The organism is Bradyrhizobium sp. SZCCHNS3002, assembly GCF_032377435.1.
Taxonomy (GTDB): Bacteria; Pseudomonadota; Alphaproteobacteria; order Rhizobiales; family Xanthobacteraceae; genus Bradyrhizobium.
In genome coordinates this window covers 117,263-143,268 of sequence record NZ_JAUHHY010000007.1, presented here as the reverse complement: position 1 = coordinate 143,268, position 26,006 = coordinate 117,263, and the positions used below count along the sequence as shown (strand labels likewise).

Below are 26,006 nucleotides of genomic sequence, written 5' to 3'. Positions count from 1 at the left end.
GCCATGCCCGCGGCCTGAGCGCAGGCCGCGAGCGACGGATCGCGCTACCGCCCGATCAGCTGATCGGCGTAGTAGCCGATGGTCTTGCGGTAGATCACCGCCCTGTTCCACTCGCGCATCGCCTCGAAATTCGCCGAGCCCTCGTCATAGGGCGCGCCCATCTTGAAGCCGTTGCTGTGCAGCAGGTTGGCGGTCGAGGCCAGCACGTCGGCGGTGGAGTGGCGCAGGTCGACGCGGCCGTCGCCGTCGAAGTCGACGCCGTATTTGATGTAGGACGACGGCAGGAACTGGGTCTGGCCGATCTCGCCGGCGAAGGCGCCGACGAGGTCGCGCAAGGTGAGATCGCCGCGCTGGACGATCTTCAGCGCCGCCAGCAGCTCGCCCTGGAACAGCTCGGTGCGGCGACAATCATGCGCCAGCGTGGCGAGCGTGCGGATCACCGGCAGCTTGCCCATGTCGCCCTTGCCGAAATCGGTCTCCAGCCCCCAGATCGCGACCAGGATCTGTCGGGGCACGCCATATTGCTGCTCGATCCGCGACAGCAGTGCCGCGTGCCGCTGCAGCATGGCGCGGCCGCCATTGATGCGGCCCGCGCCGACGCGGGTCGAGACGTACTGCTCGAAGCTCTTGTTGAAGGTGTAGCGCTGGCGGCGGTCGAAGGCGAGCACGGCCGGATCTAGCGTCACGCCCGACAGCGCCTGGCTGATCGTGCCGCCCGAGACGCCAGCGCCCTGCGCCTCCGCCGAGAAGCTCGTGATGAAGGTATTGAAGTCGCCGCCGCAGCGCGCGGCCAGGGCTGGAGAGGCAAATGAGAGGATCGCAACAACTACGAGGGATCGGACAACGAGCATGAGAAGAAAGGTCCCTGCATGAGAGCGTGATGAGGACAGGCGGCGCCAAGCGCCGTCACCATGCCCGATTTGTCGGCGGCAGGCCAGCCGGCAGGGATCGCCCCCGATCTGCATTGCGTCTTCGCCTCCTTTGAACGCAACGCGGCCTCCCCGCCACATATGCAAGGCGCGTCTTCGTCGCGGTCGCATTCCTTGCGCGCGCTGATCGAGCGCCCTCTGCACGCCACACGCGTTAGCCCGCTTTGCCTGCCCTTTGCCTGGAGAGGTTCCCCATGAGAATGACGTTCCGACTCGGCGCACTGACGCAGCTCGCGCTGTTCGCGGCTCTGCTCTGTCACACGCTGGCGCCTGCTGCCGCCCAGCCCGGCGACATCGCGGGAGCCAGGGATTATCCCGGCATCGGACGTTTCGCCGGCAGCGTGATCACCGGCTATGTCGCCAAGGATTTCGATGCGGCGCGCATGCAGGCGGCGCCGTTCAAGGACGGCAAGGCGACCGACGAGCGGCGCCCGGAAGGCCGCATCGTCAGAATCGCCTATCGCACCGCGCCCGGTCCCTCGATCCTTGAAGTGTCACGCAATTTCGAGAACCAGCTCGCCAAGGCCGGCTTCGAGACGCTCCTCGCCTGCGACACCGATGCCTGCGGCGCCATCCCGTTCACCGAGGCGATCGACCTGCTGCCTGTGCCTCAGATGTGGGTCGACGGGTTCGATTACCGCTATTTTGCCGGCCGCAAGGCGGCAGGCGGACGCGAGACCTATGCCAGCGTGCTGGTCAGCCAGAACAACCAGCAGATCTACGCCCAGCTCACCATCGCCGAGCTCGGCGCGATGGAGAACAAGATGGTGAGCGCCGCCGAGATGGCGAAGGGCCTCGGCGACAAGGGCCACATCGCGCTCTACGGCATCTATTTCGATACCGACAAGGCGACGATGAAGCCGGAGAGCCGGCCGACGCTGGAGCAGATCGCGCAGCTGCTCGCCGGCCAGCCGCAGCTCAGCGTCTTCATCGTCGGCCATACCGACAACCAAGGCAGCTACGACTACAATCTCGATCTGTCACGGCGGCGCGCCGAGGCGGTCGCCGCCGAGCTTTCGCGCAGCTATCGCATCGCGCCGGCGCGGCTGCGCACCGCGGGCGTCGGCCTGCTCGCTCCGGTCGGCAGCAACGCGACCGATGCGGGCCGCGCGCTCAACCGGCGCGTCGAGCTGGTGGCGCCCTGAGACGGCGCGCAACCCGCTTGATCCTCGTCAAGACAGTGCCATCGTGGCTCCCTAAGCTCCGCGGCCAAACTGGAGACGACGCCATGATCGGAATTACGTTGACCGCCGACCAGATTCGCTCGGCGCCACCGGAAGTGCGGCGCTGGATCGAGCACCAGGTGCTGTCGGGGCTCGGGCTCGGGCCGGAGGCCCCCTCGGCACCGCCCGCCCTGCCGGAGCCGGGCGCGCACCTCGTGGCCTGCTCGGCCGACGATGCGGCCAAGATCCTGGCGCAGATCCAGGGCGTGCTGCCGGCCGTGAACGTGTTCTTCGAGTTCGGCCGCCCGGGCATCGCACTCGGCCAGCCGCCGGTGATGATGTTCCGCCTGATCGACATCCTGCATCATACGCGGCTGCAGAACATCGGCCAGGTGATGGCCTCGCTGGACATGATCAACAAGGCGCTGATCGAGACGAGGCACGATCCGTCCGTGCGGTTCTGCGGCTTCGATCCCGAGGGCCATTGCCTGATCGCGCCGGAGACCCAGCGCGCGATCGCCAGCGTCTGGCAGAGCGTGATCGCCAAGCAGCATGGCATCGCCGAGGGCGAGGCGGCGTGAGGTCATCGGCGCGCGGCCTGCCCGGCGCGCCATCGTCCCGAAGCGGCGCGCCGCGATGGCGCGTCAGCCATGTCCCTGCCGGACGGCTTCGGCCTTGAGCCCATTGCGGCCGGTGCTACCATGTCGAGGTCGTTCACGATCCGCGGGAGATCGCCGATGCCGCCAGGCCAGCGACGACGCAGACTGCTTCAGATCCCCCTGTTCCGCCTGCTCGCGATCAACCTCGCGCTCGGCCTCGGCATGGCCGTGGTGCTGGTCGGCGGCCTGCTGGCGCTCGACCCTTTCGGCCTGCGCCACCTGATCTTCTCCGATCGCTCGCCCGGCGTCGCCATCGGCCTGCTGCTCGGCTCGTTCTTCGTCACCTTCGGCTCGACCGCGATGGGCACCGCCATCATGGCCCTCGGCCGCGGCGATGATGACGACGAGCCGCGCGGCGGCACACGGGTGCATGCGCGGGTGAAGGCGCGGAGGCGATAAGCTTGAAATCTCTGCCGCAATGGAGGTGCGCTCCCCTCCCCGCAAGGGGGAGGGGAGCGCACCGCCGTTGTGGCGACATGGCAAGCGTCCGTCCGCCCTCACCAGTGCCCCTTCCGCCTGTTCCAGGCGAACAGCACATCGGCGAACCGGTCGTAGCCGAACCGCGTCAGTGGCCGCACCAGACGGTTGCCGAACAGCTTGGCGAGCCAGCCCTCGCCGGGCGTCAGCGCCCACAGCAAGAGCGCGACGTCGGCGCCGGTGATCAACTGCCCCTCCTCGTCGGTCGCGTGCAGGCGGCGGCGGACGGCGTCGACATCGGCGCCGAATGCGGCGAGCGCCTCCGGCTCTTCATTGATGTCCCTGAACGCGACCCGCCCCGACCTGACCAGCGCCAGCAGCTTGTTGCGCTGCCAGTCGATGCCGGCGTCGCAGACCGGGCAGCGCGTGTTGTACCAGACGGTGAGTTGGGGCATCGACATGTCGGGAATTCGCCGCGGGTTCGGGGCCGCGATGAACGCATTGTCATCCGGCAAATTCGAGGAGTTTTCGAGAGGCCGCGGCCGTGCCTGGCCACTCCTCCGATTCCACGAAAATCATATGACGGAAACGTCAAATTCGGACAGCGGATAAGCATTTTCCTGCATTGACCGGACCGGCCCCGCCGCCGTAGACCGCCGATCATGGCAAAGAAACCCGGCACCAATCCCAAAGGCGAATTCGCCTTCTTCAACGTCACCTATGAGGACGGCTCGCAGCGCTCCAACCGGCGGGTGCCGGCCGAGCTGCTCGGCGGCCTCGACGGCGACGAGCCGGCCCGCGGCTTCATCATGGAGCAGGACCGCGAGATCGCCGAAAAGTCCGGCCGCCCGCCGCTGGCGATCAAGTCGCTGGAGCGGGTCGGCGCGAAGAAGAAGTAGCTCAGCCGCGCTGCCACAAGGCGTCGAAGCCCTGGCGGCCGGCGACGCGCACCTTGCGGGATGTTCGAGGCGCGTCGAGCGAACTCGTCATCGTTTCGACGGCGCCGCCATCGCGGGGCCTACGACGGTAACATCGCCCCGCGAGACGTCGCCGAGCCGTACGCTTCTGCCGCTGAAATATGTCACGGCCCCCGGCACCTCGACGCCACCTTCCAAACCTTCCTGCAGCCTCCCCCATCGCCGCACGATGCAGCGCCCTCGATGACTGTTCCTTATGAGCTCTGCCGCCCGCCGCAATAGGTCTGCCACATCGTGCGATAGGCCGCTTCGACGGCCCTGGTGTAGATGGCCGGACCACAACGTGCGGCGATGAGGTCGGGAAGCTGGTGACGTATCATCCTGAGCCGGTCCGGCGTCGACCGCAACGCGATGTCCACATACTGATCATCGTTCGTCGCGACCCAGTCGGCCATGCCGATCGCCGTCAGGATCGCGCCGCCGGCCCGGCTGCACATCCCGTTGCCGAGCTTCGACACGACCGGCACGCCCATGTGCAGGGCTTCCCAGGCGGAGACGCCGCCGCCATTGGGAAATGGATCGAGCCAGATGTCGATGAGCCGGTGGGCGGCGAGATGCTCGTCGCGGGAGGTCGGTCCGATCAGGCCGATGCGATCCGGCGCGATGCCGCGCGCGGCGAAGTCGGCCAGCAGCCTGGCCTGAATCGCAGCATCGCCGAGCAGATAATCCTTGACCAGCAACCGGGCACTGACGTCGGCGCGCAGGATGCGGGCCCAGACGTCGAGGACGGCGCTCGATAATCGGTTCGCCCTGGTAAACGCGCCATAGGTCACATGGCCGTTGGACGTCACGGGCGCCTCGAGGCTGCGCAGCCCCGCCGGCGGCGGCTCGATGATGATCAGGCACGGCAGATCATAGACCTGCTCCGTGAACAGGTGACGCACCTCGAGCGGCGCCATGACGGGATCGCCGAACAGGTAGTCCATCGTCGCCAGACCGGTGCCGGTCGCGTGGCCCCAGGCGGTGACCTGGATGGGGGCCGGCTTGCGCGCGAAGGTGGCCAGCCGATTGCCGCGGGAGTGTCCGGACAGGTCGACGAGAATGTCGACCCGGTCGGACCGGATGCAATCCGTGAGCTGATCGTCGGACCATTGCATCACGTCGTGCCATCGATCAGCAGCCGCCCGGAACGTCTCGGTGATCTCGTCCTGGACCGGTGAGTTCGAATAGCAGATCACCCCGACCTGCGATTTGTCGTGGTTCTGCAGCACGGGCCGGATCGTGCGGGCGGCGGAATGCTCCTTGAAGTCGCCCGACACATATCCCACGACGATCCGTCGGTGAGGGTCAAGATCATTGGTATGATCAGGCGGATGCCTCTCTGCGATCCTGGATCCGATCCGGCGCCACCACTCCGATCGGACGGCCTGGTGCTCCGCATAGCCGACATCGCAGAAATCCAACGAGAAGATGCGGTTCGCCAGTGCGACTTCGTCGGCCGGGTCGATCGCGAGCGCCCGATCGAAAAGTGCGACAGCCGCCTCTGCATCGCCCATCAGCGCATGACATTGACCGATCTGGCTCAGCGCTTTCGCGGAGTTCGGCTCGATCGTAACGGCGCGCTGGCAGGCCTCCAGCGCCTCGCTCACCCGCTTGTTGAGCATCAGGACGTTGGCGCGGCCGAGCCAGCCCAGGGTGAATTGCGGATCGAGCGCGATCACCCGGTCGAAATCAGCGAGCGCGTCGTCGTTACGCTTGAGCTGGAGGAACGTCTCGCCGCGATTGATCCGCGCCGTGGTGTCGTCGGGCGCAAGGGCCAGCGCCCGGTTGAATTCGGCGATCGCCTCATCGGATCGACGCAGATCCTTGAACGCGCAGCCTCGATTGATGATGGCGGCCAGATGCGTGGGTTTCGCCGCGAGAAGCTGGTCGTAGCATGCGATCGCATCGGCGAACCGGCCGAGATAGTGCAGCGCTTCGCCCTTGTTCATCAACACGTCGAGGTGGTGCGGATTGATCCGGAGGGCGTTGTCGAAACTGACGACCGCCTCCGCGAAGCGCTGGAGGCGCGACAACAGCTTGCCGCGTTCCAGCTGCGCCTCGAAGAAATCCGGTTTCAAGGCCAGGAGATCGTCGAAGCAGGTCAGCGCTTCGTCGTCGCGCTGGAGCGCGGACAGGACGACGGCCCGCGCATATCTCGCCGCAACGTTTTGCGGGTCTGCCAGCACCGCCCGCTTCAGAAGGCGCTCCGCCGCCTCTGAATTGTTGCTCTGGTGCTCGGACAGTCCAAACATATAGAGCGCGCCGAAATGGTTCGGCCGCTTCTTGAGGATTTTCTTGTAGCCGGCCTGAGCCTTGGCCAGATCGCCGGAGCGGTGAAACGCACTCGCCCGGGCGAACAGGTCGGCGATCTCATCGCCTTTCCGCAAGGCTGGCTGCATGCTGAAAACGTCCAGGGATCAGCCGCCATCGCCAAGTTCTGTCACGACGGGGCAGAGTGCCGGAATGCAGGCGTCATTCGGTCGCCCGCCGAACCTTCGATGACAAGCGTAAACAATTCATTAACCATGTTTTCTGCGGGAATTTGCTGGGTGAATGCCGTCATTGGTCCTTCCGCAGCGCGTCACGTCCATCGCCGTCAGAGTACCAACTTAATGCGTACGGTGGGCGAAGCGCCGCCGAAGGCGGCGCGTGCCCACAATTGGCCGCCTGCCGCGGTAGGCACGGCGCACGACACCGTCGCCAATCTCGACACCGTGCACGTGCCTTTGCCCACCCTACGCATCACTGTCGCCGCCAGGGTTTGCAAAACGCTGGAGCGAACTCGACGGCGAGCGCTTCGAGACGCGAAAGCTGGAGATCTTTCGGGACGGCAGCATCGGCTTCGCAACCGCGACCGAGGCGACAGATCGGACGCGGCTCGGGAAGATAGCTGTTCCTCCCATCGACGAGATCGGGCAGGATCCTCAATTCGTGGCGGAAGAGATTTCGAAGGAAGAGTTCGAGCGCCGTTGGAGCGCCAGGCGTGCGCGTTAGGTCACGTCGACAAATTGCCTGGCTTACATGGATCACAAACTAAAACGGCGAACCTCTCGGTCCGCCGTTGTCCCTTGATGGATTGCCGGGTCAAGCCCGGCAATGACGACTGATGCAGTGATTAGTTGTCCAGGAACGACCGCAGCTTCCTTGACCTCGACGGATGCTTCAACTTACGCAGCGCCTTGGCCTCGATCTGGCGGATACGCTCTCTCGTCACCGAGAACTGCTGGCCGACCTCTTCCAGCGTATGGTCGGTGTTCATGCCGATGCCGAAGCGCATGCGCAGCACGCGCTCTTCGCGGGGGGTGAGCGAGGCGAGCACGCGGGTGGTGGTTTCGCGCAGGTTCGACTGGATGGCGGCGTCGATCGGCAGGATGGCGTTCTTGTCCTCGATGAAGTCGCCGAGGTGGCTATCCTCCTCGTCGCCGACGGGGGTTTCAAGCGAGAGCGGCTCCTTGGCGATCTTGAGGACCTTGCGCACCTTCTCCAGGGGCATGCCGAGCTTCTCGGCGAGCTCCTCCGGGGTCGGCTCGCGGCCGATCTCGTTCAGCATCTGGCGCGAGGTGCGGACGATCTTGTTGATCGTCTCGATCATGTGCACGGGGATGCGGATGGTGCGGGCCTGGTCGGCGATCGAGCGGGTGATCGCCTGCCGGATCCACCAGGTGGCGTAGGTCGAGAACTTGTAGCCGCGGCGGTACTCGAACTTGTCGACCGCCTTCATCAGGCCGATGTTGCCTTCCTGGATCAGGTCGAGGAACTGCAGGCCGCGGTTGGTGTACTTCTTGGCGATCGAGATCACGAGACGGAGGTTGGCTTCCACCATCTCCTTCTTGGCCTGACGGGCCTCGCGCTCGCCCTTCTGCACCGAATGCACGATCTTGCGGAATTCGCCGATCTCGAGACCGGTGAGCGCGGCCATGGCCTGCACCTCCTGGCGCAGATCCTTGATGCGGTCCTTCTCGTAATGGACGAAGTTCTTCCAGCCTTTGGCGGAGAGCTTGGAGACGCGGTTGAGCCAGCGCGGATCGAGCTCGGAGCCCTGGTAGTTGCGCAGGAAGTCTTCGCGCGCGACGCCGTGGGAGTCGGCCAAGCGCATCAGCCGGCTCTCGAACGAGACCAGCTTCTTGTTGATGTCGTAGAGCTGCTCGACGAGGCTGTCGATACGGGCCTGGTTGAGGCGCAGCGACTTCACCTCGACGATGATCTCGTCCTTGAGCTTCTTGTACTTGCGCTCCTGCGACGGCGACAGCGACTCGCTCTGGAGCTGGTTGGCGATGTCCTGCTCCTGCAGGCGTCGCAGCTTCTTGTACTCGGACGCGATCTTGTCGAAGGTCTCGACCACCTTCGGCTTCAGCTCGGCCTCGATGGCGGCGAGCGACATCTGGTTCTCGAACTCGTCGTCGTCCATGTCGGCTTCGGCCGCCGCCTCGCCGGGATCCTTCTCCTCGGCGGGCGCGCCGTTCGGCGCGGCACGGAACGGGGTCGGCTGCTGCGGCGCGGCCGGCGGCGCGACCGCGGCCTGGACGTCGCCGCCCTCGGCCGGAGCGCCCTCGCCATTCACGGGCGCGGCGATCTGCGGATTCATGCCGCCCTTGGCTTCCGGGCCGGCATAAGTGGCTTCGAGATCGATGATGTCGCGAAGGAAGATCTTGCCTTCGTTGAGCTCGTCGCGCCAGATGATGATGGCCTGGAAGGTCAGCGGGCTTTCGCAGAGCCCTGCGATCATCGCCTCGCGGCCGGCCTCGATGCGCTTGGCGATCGCGATTTCGCCCTCGCGCGACAAGAGCTCGACGGTGCCCATCTCGCGCAGATACATGCGCACGGGATCATCGGTGCGCTCGCCGGGCTCCGACTTCTTGACCTCGGTGACGGCCTTCTGGGTGATCTCGACGAGCTCGTTGTCGGTCTCGTCCTCGCCGTCGTCCTTCTCGTCGGACTCGTCGGCCTCCTCGGCCTCGGTCACGTTGATGCCCATGTCTGATAGCATCGACATGATGTCTTCGATCTGTTCCGGCGAGGTGGTGTCGGAAGGCAGGACCTCGTTGAGCTGATCAAAGGTCACGAAGCCGCGCTTCTTGGCCTGCTTGATCATCTTCTTGACGGCGGCGTCCGACAGGTCGAGCAACGGCGAAGGCGCATCGGCGGCGTCCTTCTCAGGAGCGTCCGCGGCCTTGTCGTCCTTTTCCTTGTCCTTCACCTGCAGCGTCTTTGCCTTCGTGGCCATTCATTGCTCCCGAAACGCGCCCGCTCCGCCCGTGGCATCTTCGCCCTTGGCATCGCGGCGCCCGCCTGCTCTACTCAAACTGTTCTCGACGCGGAAAGGGCGGCGCACATTCAACGTCGCCACCCCCTGAAGTCCGTCGCTCGTGTCGTCCTACGCTGGTGTCGTCCCGTTTTCGGACCGGCGCGCGTTTCTTGCAAAAGCGATACCGGTTTTGCAATCGAATCCGGCGCCCGACATGCAGGCGCGGTGTCCGACAGCGAAACCAACCCATCTGCTGCAGAAAATGCCCCGGACCTCTTAAACTTCGATTAACCCTGTTTTTGCAGCCAAACCATGGATTTGGCGAGTCTTTTCGCGCGGACCCGAGACCGCGCAAGCGGACCGGGTCGAAATGTGCTCAGTTCGCGACAGGGCGCCGGGCATCCGGTCTACACGTTGCGGTTGGTACGACCGGACAGTTCCCCGAAGCCTTCGATCAGCGCTTCGGTGCCGTCCATCTCGGCCATCCTGGCCTTCACGTCCCTCAACCAGCCCATGTTCGGCTCGCTCGGCTCCTCGCCCAAGGCAAGCTCGGCATCCTTCAATTCCCTAAGTAAGGAGTGCCATTGCCGATGCAAGGCAACGAGCTGGTGCCAGGTCGCAAGAACGTCATCGCGCGCCGCGCCGGGCTTCGCCGCCCACACCGCAGCGGTCGTGATCGCTCGCTCAACCCGTTGAAGAAGCTCGGAAAAGCCTGACTTCTCCAGGTCGGCCCGCATCTTCTCGGCCTGCTCGTCCGGGTCCGGCGAATGGTGGTGGTCGTGGGCGAAGGCCGCGATGATGGCGGCGCGGAGCTTGTGCGCCTCGGGATGGGCCAGTTCGAGGGCTGCGACCTCCTCGAGGTGGTCGTGCAGGATCCAGGGGTGGTTGATCAGGCACTGCAGGATCAGCGCCTCCCGGCGCGAGATCGCCGAGCGCTGGCCGCGCATGATCGGGCTCATGGCGAGCTGGGGGCTCGCCGCCTGGTAGGGTCCGCGGGCCATCGCGGATCCTGTGGATGGCGCGCCGCCGCGGCGGCCGCCCCCTGTGGATAACCGCCCCGGCTGTCCGGAACCGGGACTGCGGGGGCCAAACCGCCGTCCTGATTCGGCACCGTAGCCGCGGCCAAAGCCCCGGCCACCGTCCGGCGCGAACGCCCGGTACAGCCGGTCGCTGAGATCCTGCTTGTAGTAGCGCCGTACCACCTCGTCGGCGATGCCGCCGGTGAGCTGACCGATCCGCGCCTCCAGCGCGGCGCGGCGCTCCGGGGTGTTGAAGCTGCCGCCCTCGATCTCGCGCGACCAGATCACCTCGGCGAGAGGTTTTGCGACCTTGAGCACCTCCTCGACCGCGCCGCGGCCGCCGGAGCGGACGAGATCGTCGGGATCCTGTCCCTCCGGCAGCAGCGCGAAGCGGAGACTCTTGCCGGGCTTGAGATGCGGCAAAGCAAGGTCCGCGGCACGATAGGCTGCCTTCTGGCCGGCGCGGTCGCCGTCGAAGCAGAGGATCGGTTCGTCCACCATCTTCCAGATCAACGAAAGCTGGCTCTCGGTCAGTGCGGTGCCGAGCGGCGCCACGGCGCCGGCAAAGCCGGCCGCCACCAGCGCGATGACGTCGACATAGCCCTCGACCACGATCATCGGCGCGCCGTTATGCGCGGCCTGACGAGCGCTCGGCAGGTTGTAGAGGTTGTCGCCCTTGTGGAAGAGCGGCGTCTCCGGCGAGTTCAGGTATTTCGCCGGCACGTCCTTCTGCAGCGCGCGGCCGCCGAAGGCGATGACGCGTCCACGGAGATCGGTGATCGGAAACATCACGCGGTCGCGGAAGCGGTCGTACGGCACGGGAATGTCGTCGCCGCCGACCAGCAATCCCGCCTCGACCATGTCGGCCACCGGCACGCCCTGGGCGCCAAGATATTCCTTCAAGCCGAACCGATCCGGCGGCGCGTAGCCAAGCCGGAATTGGAGCTGCGTCTGCGGCAGGATCGCGCGATCGGCAAGATAGCCACGGGCGCGCGCGCCATGACGGGACGCCAGCGTGTCAGAAAAGAACTTCGCCGCCAGCTCCATCACGTCATACAGCGTCTTGCGCTGCCGCTCCTGGCGCGCCGCGTCGGGCGTCACCGCGGGCAAGGCCAGGCCGGCGATCCCCGCCAGCCGCTCGACCGCCTCAGGGAACGAGCAGCCCTCAGTCTCCATCACGAAGTCGAAGATGTTGCCATGCTTGCCGGAGGAGAAGTCGTGATAAAAACCCTTCTGGTCGTTGACGTAGAAGGACGGCGTCTTCTCCTGCTGGAACGGCGACAGCCCCTTCCACTCCCGCCCCGCCTTCTTGAGCTTCACGCGCTTGCCGACGACGTCCGAGACCGGAAGCCGGGCGCGCAGCTCATCGAGAAATTCCGGCGTGAAGCGAGCCATGGGTGAGGCGGTGGTCCTGTGTTGATGGACTTACGCATATAGGCACCCGTGTACGAAATGTGAACTTCCTCGCCCTTGTCCGGGCTATTCACAGGCCCTGCTCTCTCCTTCAGTCATTCCGGGGCGACCGCAGGGCGCGCCGCGGAATGACGGGAGGAGAGAGGGGATCAAGGCGCCAGAAAGCGCCCCGAGGCGATGCGGGCGGCCTCGTCGACCGGCCAGTTGTAGACATAGGTCCAGGCCTCGCGGGCCGAGCCGTCGGCCAGCGTGACGCTGAGGCGCTGACGCAGGTACTCGGTCGGCTGCGCGAAGCCCTCGCCACAGGCCTCGTACATGTCGAACTCGCGCAGCATGGGCTCGGGCTGGCGCAGCCGGAACAGCTCGCCATGGACGGCATCCACGGCGTCATCCGAGAGCACGAGGCCGGGATAATGCTGGATCCGGTACAGCCGGCCGCGGCAACTGGCCTCGGCGACGAAATCGGCGTTGGCCGACAGCAACCGCGCCATCGGATGGTCGAAGCCACGCATCAAGGTGCCGTAGACGAACAGGAGATCGGATGTCGTGTCGGAGGTCATCGCCCTGCATAGCCGGCCTCGCGCGGCGAGGCCAGCTTCACGCCACGCCGCGGGCCGCCACGATCTCGTCGCTGACGACGTGGAATTTGGTCAGCGTCATCCGGCCGAACGAGGTCGACAGTGCGACGTCGGCGGCATCGCGCCCCGTGGCCATCAGGATGCGGCCGATGCGCGGCACGTTGTGGCGGGCGTCGAACGTGTACCACTCGCCCGAGAGATAGGCCTGAAACCAGCCTGAGAAATCCATCGGATAGGGCTCCGGCGGAATGCCGATGTCGCCCATGTAGCCGGTGCAATAGCGCGCCGGGATGCCCATGCAGCGGCACAGGGTCAGCGCCAGATGCGCGAAGTCGCGGCAGACGCCGGTGCGCTGCTGATAGACGTCGTGTGCCGACTTCATGTGATGCGCATGCTCATAGCCGAAGCTGACATGATCGTGGACGAAGTCGCAGATCGCCTGCACGCGCGCCCAGCCCGCCGGCACGCTGCCGAACAGCGACCAGGCGACGTCGGTCAGCTTGTCGGTCTCGCAATAGCGACTCGGCATCAGATACAGCAGCAGATCGTCCGGCAGCTGGTCGATCGGCAGTTGCTGCGCGGCGGGCTCGACGAGATCGGGCAAGCCCGTATCACGCACGATGGCGCTGCCGTGGAAGGTGACACCGCCGCTCGGCGCCACCAGGCGGCCGCAGATGTTGTCGAAGCTGTCGCGGTAGAAGCTGATCGGCACGCCCGGCTCGGCGACGATGGTCTCGGCGCCAACGATGTCCTGGCGGCGCGAGGGATGGATCGACAGCATGATCACCATCGGCGTCGCCGCGGGCGCGGCGTAGGCGATCTCGAACCCGACCTTGATCTCCATCAGTCCCCTCTTCCGCACGCGCGGCTCTCGGCGTGTTCGATGGTCTCAGCACGCGGCTCGGCGGCGCTGACGGCCTGACGCGAACGCCACCCACAGAACCGATCGGGTCCGGCCATATCAGGCCTTGTGATCGCCTCGCGGGATCGGCATCGTCATCGAATCATCATCGCGGTTTTCGGCGATCCGATCCAGATTGGCCCCTGCTCAATTGCAGATCGTCATGCCGCCTGAATGAGCAACGAACGTGATCATGAATCAGCCGCGCGCGACCGATACGAAAAGACTCCTTCAGGGCGACGAAGTTCCGCCGGTCTACGAGCAGAACCAGGATGGCGCCTCCGCGCTGGTCTTCACCTGCGATCATTACGGCCGCCTGCTGCCGCGGGCGCTCGGTAATCTCGGCCTCGACGAGAGCGAACTGGAGCGGCACATCGCCTGGGACATCGGCATCGCCGGCGTGGCGGAGGCCGTGTCGCGCGCGCTCGATGCGCATCTGATCGCGCAGCGCTATTCGCGGCTGGTGATCGACTGCAACCGCTCGCCGAAGGCGCCGAACGCGATTCCGATGATCAGCGAGCGCACCACGATCCCCGGCAATGAGGGCCTGACGCATGAGGACGCCGAGCTGCGGCGGCGCGCCATCTTCGATCCCTATCACGACCGCATCACCGCGGTGCTCGATGCGCGCAAGGTCGCGGGGCGGCCGACCATTCTCGTCTCGCTGCACAGCTTCACGCCCGTCTATGCCGGCATCGGGCGGCCCTGGCACATCGGCACGCTGTATCAGCACGACCGTGTGCTGCCGCCGCTGCTGTTGAAGGCGCTGCGGGCCGAGCCCGATCTCGTGGTGGGCGACAATCAGCCCTATGCGGTCGGCGACGGCACCGACTACACCATCCCCGTGCATGGCGAGGCGCGCGGGCTGATCAATTCCGGCATCGAGATTCGTCAGAACGAAATCGCCGAGCCCGAGGGCCAGCAGCGCTGGGCCGAGCGGCTGATCCGCATTCTCGGCGAGATCGAGGCCGAGCTGCGCAGCAAGGGCCTCGCGTAGCCTGCTACTCTGTCATGTCGGAGGCGTCGTGATGCGACAGCAATCCGGCAAGCCGCCACAGAGCTGTGCGCAGATCCTCGTGGCTTGGCAGGCCGAGCGCGAGCCTTACCGCGTTCGGTGAATGACCGTGCGCCACTGCAAAGGCGCTCGCCGGGGTGATCGCGATGCCGGCACGGGCTGCTGCGGCCGTCAAGGCTTCCGCGCGCCAGCCCTCCGGCAGGTGCAGCCAGACATGGTAGGAGCGCGGATCGGCCTCGATGTGATGGCCGGCGAGGCACTCGGCGACGATCGCCTGGCGCACCAGCGCATCGGCGCGCTTGCGCCTGGTGATCTCGGCCGCCGTGCCGTCGGCGAGCAGCCCCATGCCGGCGGCCAGCGCCAGCGACGTCACCGACCAGGCCCCGGTGCGCACCGTGGCGGCGAATTTTTCGCGCATGCTTGCCGGCACGTAGAGAAAGCCGACGGCAATCCCCGGCGCGAGCCGCTTGGCAAGGCTGTCGACCACGACGACGCGCTCCTCGGCCTGCGTCGCCAGCGAGACCTGATCGCTGAGGAAGCCGTAGACCAGATCCTCGATGATCATCAGCTCGTGCTTGCGCACCAGACGCACGATCTCCTCGCGCCTCGCCTCGCTCATCGTCAGGCCGAGCGGATTCTGCATCACCGGCTGGATGTAGATCGCGTTGAGCGCGCTGCTGCGATGCGCCTTGGTCAGCGCCTCCGGACGGATGCCCTCGCCGTCCATCGCGAGCGGCACCAGGGTGACGCCGAGCCGCGCCGCGATGCCCTTGATCATCGGATAGGTCACGGCCTCGACGCCGAGCCGGCCGCCGACCGGCACCAGCGCCGAGATCGCCGCAGCCAGCGACTGCCGCCCGCTGCCGGCGAAAACGAAATTTTCCGCACGCGGGCGCCAGCGCTCGCTGGCGAAGAAGGCCGCGGCGGTGCGCCCGGCCTCGGCCAGCCGGCGCTGCGTGATCGGCGCCAGCACCGGCGCCAGCTTCTCCGGCCGCTGCCACGCGGCCAGCGACTTCGCGATCAGGGCCGCCTGATCCGGCAGGGTCGGAAAATTGAATTCGAGATCGATGCGGCCGTCGAACGGCTCCAGCCGCAGCGAGGGTGGCACCGGCACCGCCTCACCCGCGACGAAGGTGCCGCGCCCGACCTCGCCCACGACCAGGCCCCTGCGCAATAATTCGGCATAGACGCGGGCTGCCGTGGATGCGGCAATTCCCCGCTCATAGGCGAACTGGCGCTGCGGCGGCAGCCGGTCACCGGCCTTCAGCCTGCCGTTGGCGATGTCCTCGGCGATGTCGTCGACCAGGGCCGTATACGAAGCATTCATGCTATATTGTACCGAGAGCAATGTTTCGATTGCACCGAGATATGGATGGCGCGATTGCTCTTCGAACAACGCAATTGAAGAGCAATAGGTTACTCATGGCATATTCCCTGGCGCAGCGTTGGGCAACTCCGCAAGTTGCCCACGGAAAGAGCAATTTGCTCGGGGTGCCGCAACTCTGGCTGCAGCGCCTGTTCTGGCGGTCCGAACTGGCAATGCTGGATCGCGACCAGATGCGCGACTGCGGCCTTGATCCGGCGATCGTCCAGGAAGAGGCCAACAAGCCGTTCTGGCGCGACTGACAACGACGTCGAGGAGGACACCGAAATGCCGACGCTTCCGTTCCATCAAGTCGACGTGTTCTCCAAGGTGGCCTTCAAGGGCAACCCGCTTGCCGTGATCGCCGAGGCCGACGGCCTCGACGATGCGGCGATGCGGGCGATCGCCAACTGGACCAACCTGTCCGAGACCACCTTCCTGTCGCGTGCCCAGGATCCGGGCGCTGATTATCGCGTGCGCATCTTCACCCCGCAGCGCGAGCTGCCTTTTGCAGGCCATCCGACGCTCGGCTCGTGCCACGTATGGCTCGCGCTCGGCGGCCGGCCGAAGGGCGAACACGTGGTGCAGGAATGCGGCGCGGGCCTCGTGCGCATCAGGCGCGACGGAGAGCGGCTCGCCTTCGCAGCCCCGCCGCTCAGGCGCTCCGGCCAAGTCGATGCCGAACTGACCAGCAGGATCGCAGCAGCGCTCGGCATCCAATCGAGCGCGATGCGCGCCGTGCAGTGGGTCGACAACGGCCCGGGCTGGATCGGCGTGCTCCTCGACTCGCGCCGCGCGCTGCTCGACATCCGCTTAAATCCGGCGGCGCTGCCGCAACAGCCGATCGGCGTGGTCGCACCATGGGATCGAGCGCAGGATGGCACGGATGCCGACTACGAGGTCCGCGGCTTCATGTGGGGCGGCGGCGAGGACCCGGTGACGGGCAGCCTCAATGCAAGCCTGGCGCAATGGCTGATCGGAGCCGGAATTGCTCCGAAGCAATATGTTGCGTCCCAGGGCACCGTGCTCGGCCGCGCCGGCCGCGTCCATGTCGCGCAGGACGGCGACACGATCTGGATCGGCGGCGACGTCGCGCCGGTGGTGAAGGGGACGATCAGCCTGTAACGCCGGCGGCCCCTCCTCCCTCCCCCCCCCCCGGGCCCTCCGGGGTGAGAGCAGGCCCTAAACTCAATGCGGGCTCACCGCGCCCGCGTCAGCGCCAGCCAGACCCCGCCCCCGATCATGAAGCCGCCGGAGATGCGCGACACCAGCCGGGTCCGCCTGGCCGAGAACAGTTTTCGCGCACGGCCCGCGAGCAGCGCATAGATCGCGTCGGTGAGACCCGCGATCACCATGAAGGTGACGCCGAGCAATCCGACCTGCGGCACGTGATCCCGGCCCATGTCCATGAACTGCGGCAGGAACGCCCCGAAGAACACCATCACCTTCGGGTTCGACAGCAGCACCAGCAAGCCCTGCAGGAAGAAGCCGCCGCGCGGCGGCGGAGGCGGCTCCTCGCCCGCCGAGATCCCCTCGATCGGCGAGCGGATGAGCTGAATGCCGAGCCACACCAGATAGGCCGCGCCGATCAGCCGCACCCATTCGAACCAATAGCCCATGGTCGCCATCAGCGATGTCAGGCCGACAGCGACGATGCCGATCGCGATCGCAAGCCCGGTCTGCACGCCGGCGATATTGATCAACGCGGCACGGGTTCCGTGACGCAGACCGTTGGCGATCAGCAGCGTCACGACGGGACCGGGCAGCAGCGCAAGCCCGATGCAGGCGGCAACGAAGGCGATATAGACTTGCAGGGACATGAGGCGCCTCGATGTGGATGAGATGTCACTAATGCACGGCATGTCGGCAGAGGGAAGCTGCAACATCTCGACGTATTCCAAGTCGAACAACTTGCAGCGCTCCGCTTGACACGCAACCTTTTGGTTGCCTATTCTTCATCAAATGGACGACGTCTTCAAGGCGCTGGCGGATGCGTCGCGGCGGGCGCTGCTCGACAGGCTTCATGCGCGGAACGGCCAGACCTTGACCGAGCTCTGCGACGGCCTCGCCATGACGCGGCAGGCGGTGACCAAGCACCTGGCGATTCTGGAAGCGGCCAATCTGGTCACGACGCTCCGGCACGGCCGCGAGAAGCTGCACTTCCTCAATCCGCTGCCGATCCACCAGATCGGCGACCGCTGGATCAGGAAATTCGAGCGCGCCAAGCTCGTCGCGCTCGGTGAATTGAAGAAGCGATTGGAGGAACGGGATGACTGAGCCGAAGGAGACCCACGCCGTCGATCTTGCGCACTTCAAGCCGGAGACGGTGTACACGATCTACATCGCGGCGACGCCGGAGAAGGTGTGGCAGGCGCTGACCTCGGCCGAGTTCAGCCGGCAATATTTCTTCGGCTTCGCGATTGAAGCCGAGCTGAAGGCGGGCGGCGCCTTCATCGTGCGCGCGCCCGACGGCTCCGAGCACATCAGCGGCCAGGTGATCGTCTGCGAGCCGCCGTACCGGCTGACGGTCACGTGGGATGTCAACTGGCCGGGCCTCGTCGACGCACTGGGCCGCACGCTCGTGACCTACGAGATCGAACCGGCTGGCGACGCCGTCCGTCTCACGATGACCGAAGCGCATGAGCGGCCGCTCTCCGACGACATCCTGTCCGGCGGGCGCCAGGGCTGGCCGGCCATCCTGTCGAGCCTCAAGAGCGTGCTCGAGACCGGCAAGCCGCTCGCGGTGAAGATGACGCCGCCGACGCGCATGCTGGCGGCCCTGAAGGCGATGGGGATTGCAGTGCCTTGAACGACAAGGCCTGCTACGATACCGCAGCGATCTGTGGGATGCTGGCGAGAACAACGCCGACCTGGACCGCATTGCTCAGCATGCCACCCCAATGTAACCGGCGCAGCCGACGCACGGCCGTCGCATCGCCGGAATCCCTGTCGCGGATGCGCGCGTCCATCTGCCGCAGAAACCAGCGGCGCGAGAGCAGCGCGAACGCCGCGATCAGGCCAATGCCCAGCCCCAGAACGGGGCGACCGTCGGCCAGAACGACCAGCGCGCCGATGCCACCAGCGATCGAAAGCGCCACGAAGTAGGAGTCGAACATGCCGCGCAGGAGCCGGGTGACCGGCACGATGTCGAGCCGCACCAGCAGAAAGGCCGGCGCGGCCAGCAGCAGATAGAACATTGGCAGCAACAAGACGATCGTGGCAAACAACGCGATGTTGTCCGGCATCATTCTCCTCCGATATTGGCGCCGGAAGGACCACCGGCGAGCCGCGTTTCGAAACGAGCCCGTTCGAGGGCGTCAATGCTCCATCGAACCTTCGTCGCGGCTCGCCCTTGCCTTACGCCGGAGCTACGATCCGGCGGTACAGATGCCAGGTCGCATGGCCCAGCACCGGCACGGTGACCAGCAGTCCCAGGAAGTACGGCAATGCCGAGATGATCAGCAGCACGGTGATGACGGCGGCCCAGCCGATCATCGGGCCGGGACTGGTCACGACCGCGCGCACGCTGGTGATCATCGCCGTCACGAAATCGACGTCGCGCTCCAGCAGCAGCGGAAACGACACGACCGTGAGCGAGAACAGCACCAGCGACAGGGCGGCGCCGTCGAGATTGCCGATCGCGAGGAAGAGCAGACCTTCGTTGGTCGTCAGCACCACGGTCATGAACTCCCTGATGCTGGAGAAAGAAGCATTGAGCCCGAGCAGCAGCGCGATCAGGAGGCGCACCTGGTACATCCAGATGATGAAGAAGAATAGCGTCACGAACGCCATCCAGCCGATCTCGCCGCGCGAAGTGATCGTGCGCCAGATCCCGCCATAGGACATCGGCTGGCCGAGTTCGCGGCGGCGGCTGACCTCATAGAGACCGATCGCGACGAACGGGCCAATCAGCGCAAACCCCGCGGCCAACGGATAGGCCAAGTAGACCATGCCGAAGGCGGTGACGCACAGCACGATGCTGATGCCGCCGAGCACGTAGATCAGCCCGAAAGCAAGGCCGAACATGGGCTGAACCTGAAAATCGCGGAGGCCTTGCGTCAAGGCCTCGGCAATATCGGCCGTGGTGATGCGGCGCACCACAGGATCGGATCGTCCCGAGACGGATGCGGTCATCGGCGTACCCTCCAGACTGTTGTTCTTTGCACCGATGCTAACAGCGGGAGGGCGGGGATTTCAATTTCAACTTGTAGGCAGAGGATAAGGGCGTGACCTTCACATCTCGTCCGACGATGAAGCTCTCACAGCACGGACGGTATGCTCCCTCTCCCGTTCTTACGGGGTGAGGGTTGGGGTAAGGGGCAAACGCACGGGAAGTGTCCGTGGCGAGACCTGTCCCCCCTCACCCGGATTGCATCTGACGATGCAATCCGACCTTCCCCGCAAGCGGGGCGAGGTGCACCGAGCGTGCCGCGCCACCTTGCTTTACATCTCAGCGACTACCGACGAAAAGGCGGTCGGACCGCCGCCCCTACCCCCGCGCCCTCAACTCCCGCCGCAGCACCTTGCCGGTCGCCGTCATCGGCAGGGTGTCGGTGAATTCAACGTGGCGGGGGTATTCATGCGCGGCGAGCTTCACCTTGACGAAGTCCTGGATCTCTCGCGATAGCGTGTCATTTGCAACGAAGCCGGGCCGCAGCACGATCCACGCCTTGATGGCCTCGGTGCGCACCGGGTCGGGAATGCCCACGACGGCCGCCAGCGCGACCGCCGGATGCTTGAGCAGCGTGTCCTCGATTTCCGCCGGGCCGATGCGATACCCGGCCGACGTGATGACGTCGTCCTCGCGGCTCGCATACCAGAAATAGCCGTCGTCATCCTGGGTGCCGAGATCGCCGGTCAGCAGCACGTCGCCCGCGAACTTCTTCCGCGTCGCCTCCGGATTGCGCCAATATTCTATCATGGTGCAGGGGTTGGGCTGGCGCACGCCGATGATGCCCCTCTCGCCGCGCGGCAGCTCCTCGCCCTTGTCGTTGACGATCAGAACCTGGAAGCCGGGCGTCGCCTTGCCCATCGAGCCCGGCCGGATCGGAAACAGCTTTGCATTGTTGCCGACCACGAGATTGCACTCGGTCTGGCCGTAGATCTCGTGCGCATCGATGCCGAAAGTCGCGCGCACCCAGTCGAGCAGCTCGGCGCCGAGCGACTCGCCGCCGGTGAGGATGCTGCGCAGCCGGACCCCCTCGTGCTTGACGTTGGCCTGGCGCATCAGCTTCAGCGCCGTCGGCGGCAGGAACACGTTGCGGACGGCGTAGTCCGCCATCAGTTGCATTGCGGCCTGCGGCTCGAACTTCTTCGCGCGATACCCCACCACCGGCACCGCGTGATACCAGGCGGGAAACAGCGCGTCGAACAGGCCGCCGATCCAGGCCCAATCCGCTGGCGTCCACATGACGTCGCCGGGCTTCGGCAGGAAGCCGTGCACCATCTCGACATTGGGCAGATGTCCGAGCAGCACGCGATGGGCGTGCAGCGCGCCCTTCGGGTTACCGGTCGTGCCCGAGGTGTAAATGATGATGGCAGGGTCGTCGCTTGACGTGGCGACGGTCGGGAATTGATCCGAGGCGCGCTCCAGCGCCGGCCAGAATGGCCGGGCGCCGAGGCCGTCGCCGTCAGTGACATAGATCGTCTTGAGCTCCGGCAGATGGTCGCGAATGCGCGCAAGCTTCGCAAAGCCCGTGGTGTCGGTGACGACGACCTTGGCGCCGGAGTTCTGCAGCCGGAATTGCAGCGCGTCCTCGCCGAACAGCGTGAACAGCGGCACCGAGACGAGACCGGCGCGAAACGCCGCCAAATGGACGATCGGCAGCTCCAGCGACTGCGACAGGAACACCGCGACGCGGTCGCCCTGCGCGAGACCATCGGCCTTCAATACGTTGGCGAAGCGGCAGGAATAGTCGCGCAGCTCATCGAACGACACGCGCCGTGCGGCGCCGTCCTCCTCGACGACGATCAGCGCCAGTCGCCTGGAGCCGTCGGCGTGGCGATCGCAGGTCGCGACCGCGATGTTGAACTGCGCCGGAATGTCCCAGCGGAAGTCGCGCGTGAGCTGTTCGTAGTCGGACGTTTCCTTGAGCATGGAGGAGGCGTTTCCCTCTCGGTTGTTAGTTCAAGCGCTTCGCCCATGAGCTGGCGATTGCATGGGCGCTTGCACGGTCTCCTTAACGTCACCCCGCTCTTGTCCGCCGTAGCTCGAAGAGCGAAGGCGGATGCGGGGGAGAGGTCGGATTGCATCGAAGATGCAATCCGGGTGAGGGGGTACAGGGGGGGTACAGGTCTCACCACCAGCACTTCCCGTGCGTCTGCCCCTCACCCCAACCCTCTCCCCGTGAAGAACGGGGAGAGGGAGCGCACTGCCCGTGCGGCTCGCGCCGTGCGCAAAAATAGGCGGTGGCTAGCCCGACAGCGCCGCCTTCACCAGCGCGCTCGCCTTGGCGAAATCCATCTGGCCGGTATACTTCGCCTTCAGCACGGCGATCACCTTGCCCATGTCCTTCATGCCGGCGGCGCCAGTCTCGGCGACCGCAGCGGAGATGGCGGTCTTCACCTCGTCGTCGCTCATCTGCTTCGGCAGATAGGCCGAGATGACCGCGATTTCCTCGCGCTCGCCGGCGGCGAGCTCGGCGCGGCCGCCCTTTTCATACAGCTCGACCGATTCCTGACGCTGCTTGATCATCTTCTGCAGCACCGCGAGCACGTCAGCGTCGGTCAAGGGCGGCTTGCCTTCGCCGCGCGCGGCGATGTCGGCGTTCTTCAAGGTCGAGTTGACCATGCGCAGGGTGGACAGCTTGCGCTCGTCCTTGGCCTTCATCGCCTCCTTGACCGCATTGTTGATGTCGTCGCGCAGCATGATCTTGCCCTCTCGAATTCCGTTGCGGCTGGTCTAGGCGGTTCGTCCCGGCGAGACAACTCGGTTCCGCATACGTTCCGGCCGTTCACTCGTAAACCAGGCCATTCTCCGTGCAAATTGACCGAAATCGCGTGTGAATCGCTCGCTTCCCGCTTTGACGCCGCTCGCCAGGGGCACTATGTAGAGGCCTCATGACACACATCGATACTGACGCCGCCTGGCCGGACCATAAACCGACCGCGCTCCTCGTGCTCGCCGATGGAACGGTGCTGGAAGGCTACGGCCTCGGCGCCGAGGGCCACGCGGTGGGCGAGGTCTGCTTCAACACCGCAATGACCGGCTACGAGGAGATCCTGACCGATCCGTCCTATGCCGGCCAGCTCATCACCTTCACCTTCCCGCATATCGGCAATGTCGGCACCAACGACGAGGATATCGAGACGGTGAACATGGCGGCGACGCCGGGCGCGCGCGGGGTGATCCTGCGCACGGCGATCACCGACCCATCGAACTACCGCGCCACGCGCCATCTCGACCAGTGGCTGCGCGCGCGCGGGATCATCGGGCTGTCCGGCATCGACACAAGGGCGCTGACCGCGCTGATCCGCTCCAAGGGCATGCCGAACGCCGTGATCGCGCATGCCAGGGACGGCCATTTCGACCTCGACGCCCTGAAGAAGGAAGCGCGGGAGTGGCCGGGCCTGGAGGGCATGGACCTCGTGCCGATGGTGACTTCCGCCCAGCGCTTCACCTGGGACGAGACCCCCTGGGTGTGGAACGAGGGCTTCGGCCAGCAGACCAAGCCGGAGTTCAACGTCGTCGCGATCGACTACGGCATCAAGCGCAACATCCTGCGCCTGCTCGCCGGCGTCGGCTGCAAGGTGACGGTGGTGCCGGCGACGACGCCGGCCGAGGACATCCTGGCGATGAAGCCGGACGGCGTGTTCCTGTCGAACGGACCGGGCGATCCCGCGGCGACCGGCAAATATGCCGTGCCGGTCATTCAGCAGGTGATTTCATCGGGCACGCCAACCTTCGGCATCTGCCTCGGCCATCAAATGCTCGGACTTGCGGTCGGCGCCAAGACCAAGAAGATGCATCAGGGCCATCACGGCGCCAATCATCCGGTCAAGGACGAGACCACCGGCAAGGTCGAGATCACCTCGATGAACCATGGCTTCGCTGTCGACCAGGATACGCTGCCATCGGGCGCGACGCAGACCCACATCTCGCTGTTCGACGGCTCGAATTGCGGCATCCAGCTCGAGGGCAAGCCGGTGTTCTCGGTGCAGTATCACCCGGAAGCTTCGCCCGGCCCGCGCGACTCGCACTATCTGTTTCAACGCTTTGGCGAGCTGATGCGCGAGAAGAAGCGCAGCGCAGCCTGAGGCCGGTGACTCCAGACAATTCGAAATGCCCGGGCTGGTCCCGGGCATTTTTCTGTCCGCAATCATGTGATCGCCTGCGTCGGTATTGCCCTCGATCTTTTCGCACAGCATTTATATGATAGATGTCATACCTTGGAGGTCGACAACATGAGCGAGACGGATTTGCGCGGTGACTTCGGCGTGGCGCCGCTGGCGGTGCTGGCGTCGATGCCCGGGCTCGATTTCGTGCGCGGCATCTTTGCCGGGACTTTGCCGCTGCCGCCGATCATGCAGACCGTCGCGCCGTTTGACTGCAGCGCAGAGCCCGGCCAGGTCGTCATGCACAGCGTTCCGGCCTTGCGGCACTACAATCCGATCGGCTCGGTGCACGGCGGCTACGCCGCGATCCTGCTGGATTCCGCGATGGGGCTCGCCGTCCACACGATGTGCCCGCAGGGCAGCGGTTACACCACGCTGGAATTCAAGGTCTCCTTCATCAAGGCAATGACCGAATCCACCGGCACCGTGAGAACGGAGGGCAGGACGCTGTCGTTCGGACGCCGCGCCGCGACCGCCGAAGCACGCATCGCCGATTCACGAGGGCGGCTGCTGGCGCACGCCACCACGACTTGCCTAGTGTTCGAACTGCCCAAGGCGTGAGCCGGAACGGCGGCCGCGCAAGCCGGTTGATGGGGGTGAGGCTCATCTTTTTCCGAGGTCGCCATGCCTGCCGCCCCCTCGCCACGCGTCAAGACAAGCGAACCGCTCGGCATCGTATTCACGGACGACGGCCTCGTGCCCAACAATCCGCTGCCGTTCCTGGTCTACGAGGCCGTCATCGATCTGGATAGCACCGATCCGGCGGCCGACATCGAGCGCATGTTCGCCGCCAATGGCTGGGGCGACATGTGGCGCAACGGAGTCCACGACTATCTGCACTATCATGCGACCGTGCATGAGGCGCTGGGCGTCGCCAGCGGAACGGCGCGGGTCCGCTTCGGCGGCGACCGCGGTCGGGAACTGGAGCTTCGGGCAGGCGACGTCGCCATCCTGCCGGCGGGCACCGGACATCAATGCATCTCCGCCAGCAGCGATTTCTGCATCGTCGGCGCCTATCCGCCCGGACCAAAGATGCAGATCACGCGGCCGACGCCGGAGAACCACGCGCGCGCCCTGAAGACGATCCCGGCGGTACCGCTGCCCGCGACCGATCCCGTTCTCGGTGCGGGCGGCCCACTGACGCGCCTGTGGCACCAGGCGCGCTGATCAGGCGCAATACAGCCGATACAGTGTCTGCAGGATCTCGCGGACCTCGCGGCTCGCCAGCCGATAGTAGATCGTCTGGCCATCGCGCCGGGTGGCGACGAGATCCAGCGCGCGCATCTTGGCGAGATGCTGCGACAGCGCCGCCTGTCGCAACCCGACCTGCTCGGCGAGATCGCCGACCGCGCGCTCGCCGTCGATGAGGTTGCAGAGCACCATGAGGCGCTTCGAATTCGCCATGGCAGCGAGCAGGCCCGCCGCCTCCTCCGCCTTGACGTCGAGCGCCGCCACCATGGCCTCACGGGTTTTGCGCCTGGCCTGTGTTGTCATCATTGTTACTTCTTAATTTTCGTATATATGCAATAATGCACATGATAGCCGATTGCAACATGCCCCCCCCTGACGAGGGAATCAAGGACGATATGATCACGGAGTATACAGCGGTCACGGCGCTCGCAGGCGGCGCCCTCATCGGCGCTGCAGCCGTCATGCTGATGGGCCTGACCGGCCGCATCGCCGGCGTCAGCGGCATTGCCGCGCGGCTGTTGCCGCCCTGGGACAGCGCCCTCGCTGGCCGGCTCGCCTTCATAGGCGGCCTGGTCGCGGCCGCCCTTGCAGTCCGCATCGTCAGCGGGAGCCTGCCGCCGCTGAAGCTGGAGGTCGGTCCGATCGATATGGTTGCAGCCGGGCTGCTGGTCGGCTTCGGGGCGGTCTGGGGCAACGGCTGCACCTCGGGTCATGGCGTCTGCGGCATCGCCAGCCTGTCGCCTCGCTCGATCGTCGCCACGCTGGTGTTCATGGCCACCGCGGTCGCGACCACCTTCCTCGTTCGCCACGTGCTGTGAGG

29 protein-coding genes are annotated in these 26,006 nt (G+C 65.8%); 14 read left to right on the top strand and 15 right to left on the bottom strand.

Annotated elements, in window-relative coordinates; all coding sequences use genetic code 11:
• Positions 1–44: 44 nt before the first annotated feature.
• On the bottom strand, positions 45–851 hold the full coding sequence (locus QW845_RS16805; RefSeq protein WP_315802666.1) for a lytic murein transglycosylase: 807 nt from the start codon (positions 849–851) through the stop codon (positions 45–47).
• A 278-nt stretch (positions 852–1,129) separates the two neighbouring features.
• Between QW845_RS16805 and QW845_RS16800 the strand changes: the two genes are divergently transcribed.
• The 3 genes from QW845_RS16800 to QW845_RS16790 all read left to right on the top strand — a co-directional run bounded on the left by QW845_RS16800 (position 1,130) and on the right by QW845_RS16790 (position 3,150).
• Positions 1,130–2,074 carry an OmpA family protein gene (locus tag QW845_RS16800; protein ID WP_315802868.1) on the top strand — a complete coding sequence of 315 codons (945 nt, stop codon included), beginning with the start codon at positions 1,130–1,132 and terminating at the stop codon, positions 2,072–2,074.
• Between the two features lie 83 nt (positions 2,075–2,157).
• The gene (locus QW845_RS16795; RefSeq protein ID WP_315802665.1) at positions 2,158–2,673 is read left to right on the top strand and encodes a hypothetical protein; all 516 of its coding nucleotides are present in this window, start codon (positions 2,158–2,160) and stop codon (positions 2,671–2,673) included.
• Between the two features lie 156 nt (positions 2,674–2,829).
• The gene (locus tag QW845_RS16790) at positions 2,830–3,150 is read left to right on the top strand and encodes a hypothetical protein (protein WP_315802664.1); all 321 of its coding nucleotides are present in this window, start codon (positions 2,830–2,832) and stop codon (positions 3,148–3,150) included.
• A gap of 98 nt (positions 3,151–3,248) precedes the next feature.
• Here the strand turns inward: QW845_RS16790 and QW845_RS16785 are convergent, their stop codons facing one another.
• Positions 3,249–3,623: a thiol-disulfide oxidoreductase DCC family protein gene (locus QW845_RS16785; protein WP_315802867.1), complete on the bottom strand. Its 375-nt coding sequence runs from the start codon at positions 3,621–3,623 to the stop codon at positions 3,249–3,251.
• A 207-nt stretch (positions 3,624–3,830) separates the two neighbouring features.
• Here QW845_RS16785 and QW845_RS16780 point away from each other — a divergent pair, with 207 nt between their 5' ends.
• Entirely contained in the window at positions 3,831–4,067 is a 237-nt protein-coding gene (locus QW845_RS16780; RefSeq protein WP_315802663.1) for a hypothetical protein, read from the top strand.
• Positions 4,068–4,339: 272 nt separating this feature from the next.
• Here the strand turns inward: QW845_RS16780 and QW845_RS16775 are convergent, their stop codons facing one another.
• Both QW845_RS16775 and QW845_RS16770 read right to left on the bottom strand, forming a co-directional pair.
• Positions 4,340–6,526, bottom strand: a complete 2,187-nt coding sequence (locus QW845_RS16775) for a tetratricopeptide repeat protein (RefSeq protein ID WP_315802662.1) — start codon at positions 6,524–6,526, stop codon at positions 4,340–4,342.
• 41 nt (positions 6,527–6,567) lie between these two features.
• Positions 6,568–6,690, bottom strand: coding sequence for a hypothetical protein (locus QW845_RS16770; protein WP_315802661.1), 123 nt, complete (start codon positions 6,688–6,690; stop codon positions 6,568–6,570).
• Between the two features lie 140 nt (positions 6,691–6,830).
• Between QW845_RS16770 and QW845_RS34145 the strand changes: the two genes are divergently transcribed.
• Positions 6,831–7,121: a DUF6881 domain-containing protein gene (locus QW845_RS34145; protein WP_409997933.1), complete on the top strand. Its 291-nt coding sequence runs from the start codon at positions 6,831–6,833 to the stop codon at positions 7,119–7,121.
• A gap of 121 nt (positions 7,122–7,242) precedes the next feature.
• On the opposite strand, the gene rpoD is transcribed toward QW845_RS34145, so the two are convergent.
• The 4 genes from rpoD to QW845_RS16750 form a co-directional block, all read right to left on the bottom strand.
• Positions 7,243–9,351, bottom strand: coding sequence for an RNA polymerase sigma factor RpoD (gene rpoD, locus QW845_RS16765; protein ID WP_315802660.1), 2,109 nt, complete (start codon positions 9,349–9,351; stop codon positions 7,243–7,245).
• A gap of 428 nt (positions 9,352–9,779) precedes the next feature.
• Positions 9,780–11,786: a DNA primase gene (gene dnaG, locus QW845_RS16760; RefSeq protein WP_315802659.1), complete on the bottom strand. Its 2,007-nt coding sequence runs from the start codon at positions 11,784–11,786 to the stop codon at positions 9,780–9,782.
• 167 nt (positions 11,787–11,953) lie between these two features.
• Positions 11,954–12,364, bottom strand: a complete 411-nt coding sequence (locus QW845_RS16755) for a gamma-glutamylcyclotransferase family protein (protein ID WP_315802658.1) — start codon at positions 12,362–12,364, stop codon at positions 11,954–11,956.
• A gap of 37 nt (positions 12,365–12,401) precedes the next feature.
• Complete coding sequence (locus tag QW845_RS16750) at positions 12,402–13,226, bottom strand: transglutaminase family protein (RefSeq protein ID WP_315802657.1); 825 nt, start codon at positions 13,224–13,226, stop codon at positions 12,402–12,404.
• 250 nt (positions 13,227–13,476) lie between these two features.
• Here QW845_RS16750 and QW845_RS16745 point away from each other — a divergent pair, with 250 nt between their 5' ends.
• Complete coding sequence (locus QW845_RS16745) at positions 13,477–14,280, top strand: N-formylglutamate amidohydrolase (protein ID WP_315802656.1); 804 nt, start codon at positions 13,477–13,479, stop codon at positions 14,278–14,280.
• Between the two features lie 4 nt (positions 14,281–14,284).
• Here QW845_RS16745 and QW845_RS16740 read toward each other — a convergent pair whose 3' ends face one another.
• Positions 14,285–15,694 carry a PLP-dependent aminotransferase family protein gene (locus QW845_RS16740; protein WP_315802655.1) on the bottom strand — a complete coding sequence of 470 codons (1,410 nt, stop codon included), beginning with the start codon at positions 15,692–15,694 and terminating at the stop codon, positions 14,285–14,287.
• Between the two features lie 26 nt (positions 15,695–15,720).
• Here QW845_RS16740 and QW845_RS16735 point away from each other — a divergent pair, with 26 nt between their 5' ends.
• Positions 15,721–15,924, top strand: coding sequence for a hypothetical protein (locus tag QW845_RS16735; RefSeq protein ID WP_315802654.1), 204 nt, complete (start codon positions 15,721–15,723; stop codon positions 15,922–15,924).
• Between the two features lie 25 nt (positions 15,925–15,949).
• Positions 15,950–16,786 (top strand): PhzF family phenazine biosynthesis protein, encoded by an 837-nt coding sequence (locus QW845_RS16730; RefSeq protein ID WP_315802653.1) that lies wholly within the window; start codon positions 15,950–15,952, stop codon positions 16,784–16,786.
• A 74-nt stretch (positions 16,787–16,860) separates the two neighbouring features.
• Here the strand turns inward: QW845_RS16730 and QW845_RS16725 are convergent, their stop codons facing one another.
• On the bottom strand, positions 16,861–17,481 hold the full coding sequence (locus tag QW845_RS16725; protein WP_315802652.1) for a LysE family translocator: 621 nt from the start codon (positions 17,479–17,481) through the stop codon (positions 16,861–16,863).
• A 142-nt stretch (positions 17,482–17,623) separates the two neighbouring features.
• Between QW845_RS16725 and QW845_RS16720 the strand changes: the two genes are divergently transcribed.
• The gene (locus QW845_RS16720; RefSeq protein ID WP_315802651.1) at positions 17,624–17,938 is read left to right on the top strand and encodes a metalloregulator ArsR/SmtB family transcription factor; all 315 of its coding nucleotides are present in this window, start codon (positions 17,624–17,626) and stop codon (positions 17,936–17,938) included.
• Entirely contained in the window at positions 17,931–18,470 is a 540-nt protein-coding gene (locus QW845_RS16715) for an SRPBCC family protein (RefSeq protein ID WP_315802650.1), read from the top strand. Before QW845_RS16720 ends, QW845_RS16715 begins: the two co-directional genes overlap by 8 nt.
• A 13-nt stretch (positions 18,471–18,483) precedes the next feature.
• Here QW845_RS16715 and QW845_RS16710 read toward each other — a convergent pair whose 3' ends face one another.
• The 4 genes from QW845_RS16710 to QW845_RS16695 form a co-directional block, all read right to left on the bottom strand.
• Positions 18,484–18,906 carry a hypothetical protein gene (locus QW845_RS16710; protein ID WP_315802649.1) on the bottom strand — a complete coding sequence of 141 codons (423 nt, stop codon included), beginning with the start codon at positions 18,904–18,906 and terminating at the stop codon, positions 18,484–18,486.
• A 112-nt stretch (positions 18,907–19,018) separates the two neighbouring features.
• Complete coding sequence (locus QW845_RS16705; protein WP_315802648.1) at positions 19,019–19,795, bottom strand: DUF2189 domain-containing protein; 777 nt, start codon at positions 19,793–19,795, stop codon at positions 19,019–19,021.
• Positions 19,796–20,150: 355 nt separating this feature from the next.
• On the bottom strand, positions 20,151–21,758 hold the full coding sequence (locus QW845_RS16700; RefSeq protein ID WP_315802647.1) for an acyl-CoA synthetase: 1,608 nt from the start codon (positions 21,756–21,758) through the stop codon (positions 20,151–20,153).
• Positions 21,759–22,073: 315 nt separating this feature from the next.
• Positions 22,074–22,529 carry a GatB/YqeY domain-containing protein gene (locus QW845_RS16695; RefSeq protein WP_315717508.1) on the bottom strand — a complete coding sequence of 152 codons (456 nt, stop codon included), beginning with the start codon at positions 22,527–22,529 and terminating at the stop codon, positions 22,074–22,076.
• A gap of 191 nt (positions 22,530–22,720) precedes the next feature.
• On the opposite strand from QW845_RS16695, the gene carA reads away from it, so the two are divergent.
• The 3 genes from carA to QW845_RS16680 all read left to right on the top strand — a co-directional run bounded on the left by carA (position 22,721) and on the right by QW845_RS16680 (position 25,162).
• Complete coding sequence (carA, locus tag QW845_RS16690) at positions 22,721–23,917, top strand: glutamine-hydrolyzing carbamoyl-phosphate synthase small subunit (protein WP_315802646.1); 1,197 nt, start codon at positions 22,721–22,723, stop codon at positions 23,915–23,917.
• 147 nt (positions 23,918–24,064) lie between these two features.
• On the top strand, positions 24,065–24,556 hold the full coding sequence (locus QW845_RS16685; RefSeq protein WP_315802645.1) for a PaaI family thioesterase: 492 nt from the start codon (positions 24,065–24,067) through the stop codon (positions 24,554–24,556).
• A 63-nt stretch (positions 24,557–24,619) separates the two neighbouring features.
• Positions 24,620–25,162: a cupin domain-containing protein gene (locus QW845_RS16680; protein WP_315802644.1), complete on the top strand. Its 543-nt coding sequence runs from the start codon at positions 24,620–24,622 to the stop codon at positions 25,160–25,162.
• Here QW845_RS16680 and QW845_RS16675 read toward each other — a convergent pair whose 3' ends face one another.
• The gene (locus QW845_RS16675; RefSeq protein ID WP_315802866.1) at positions 25,163–25,489 is read right to left on the bottom strand and encodes a metalloregulator ArsR/SmtB family transcription factor; all 327 of its coding nucleotides are present in this window, start codon (positions 25,487–25,489) and stop codon (positions 25,163–25,165) included.
• Positions 25,490–25,548: 59 nt separating this feature from the next.
• On the opposite strand from QW845_RS16675, the gene QW845_RS16670 reads away from it, so the two are divergent.
• On the top strand, positions 25,549–26,004 hold the full coding sequence (locus QW845_RS16670; RefSeq protein ID WP_409997930.1) for a YeeE/YedE family protein: 456 nt from the start codon (positions 25,549–25,551) through the stop codon (positions 26,002–26,004).
• Positions 26,005–26,006 lie beyond the last annotated feature (2 nt).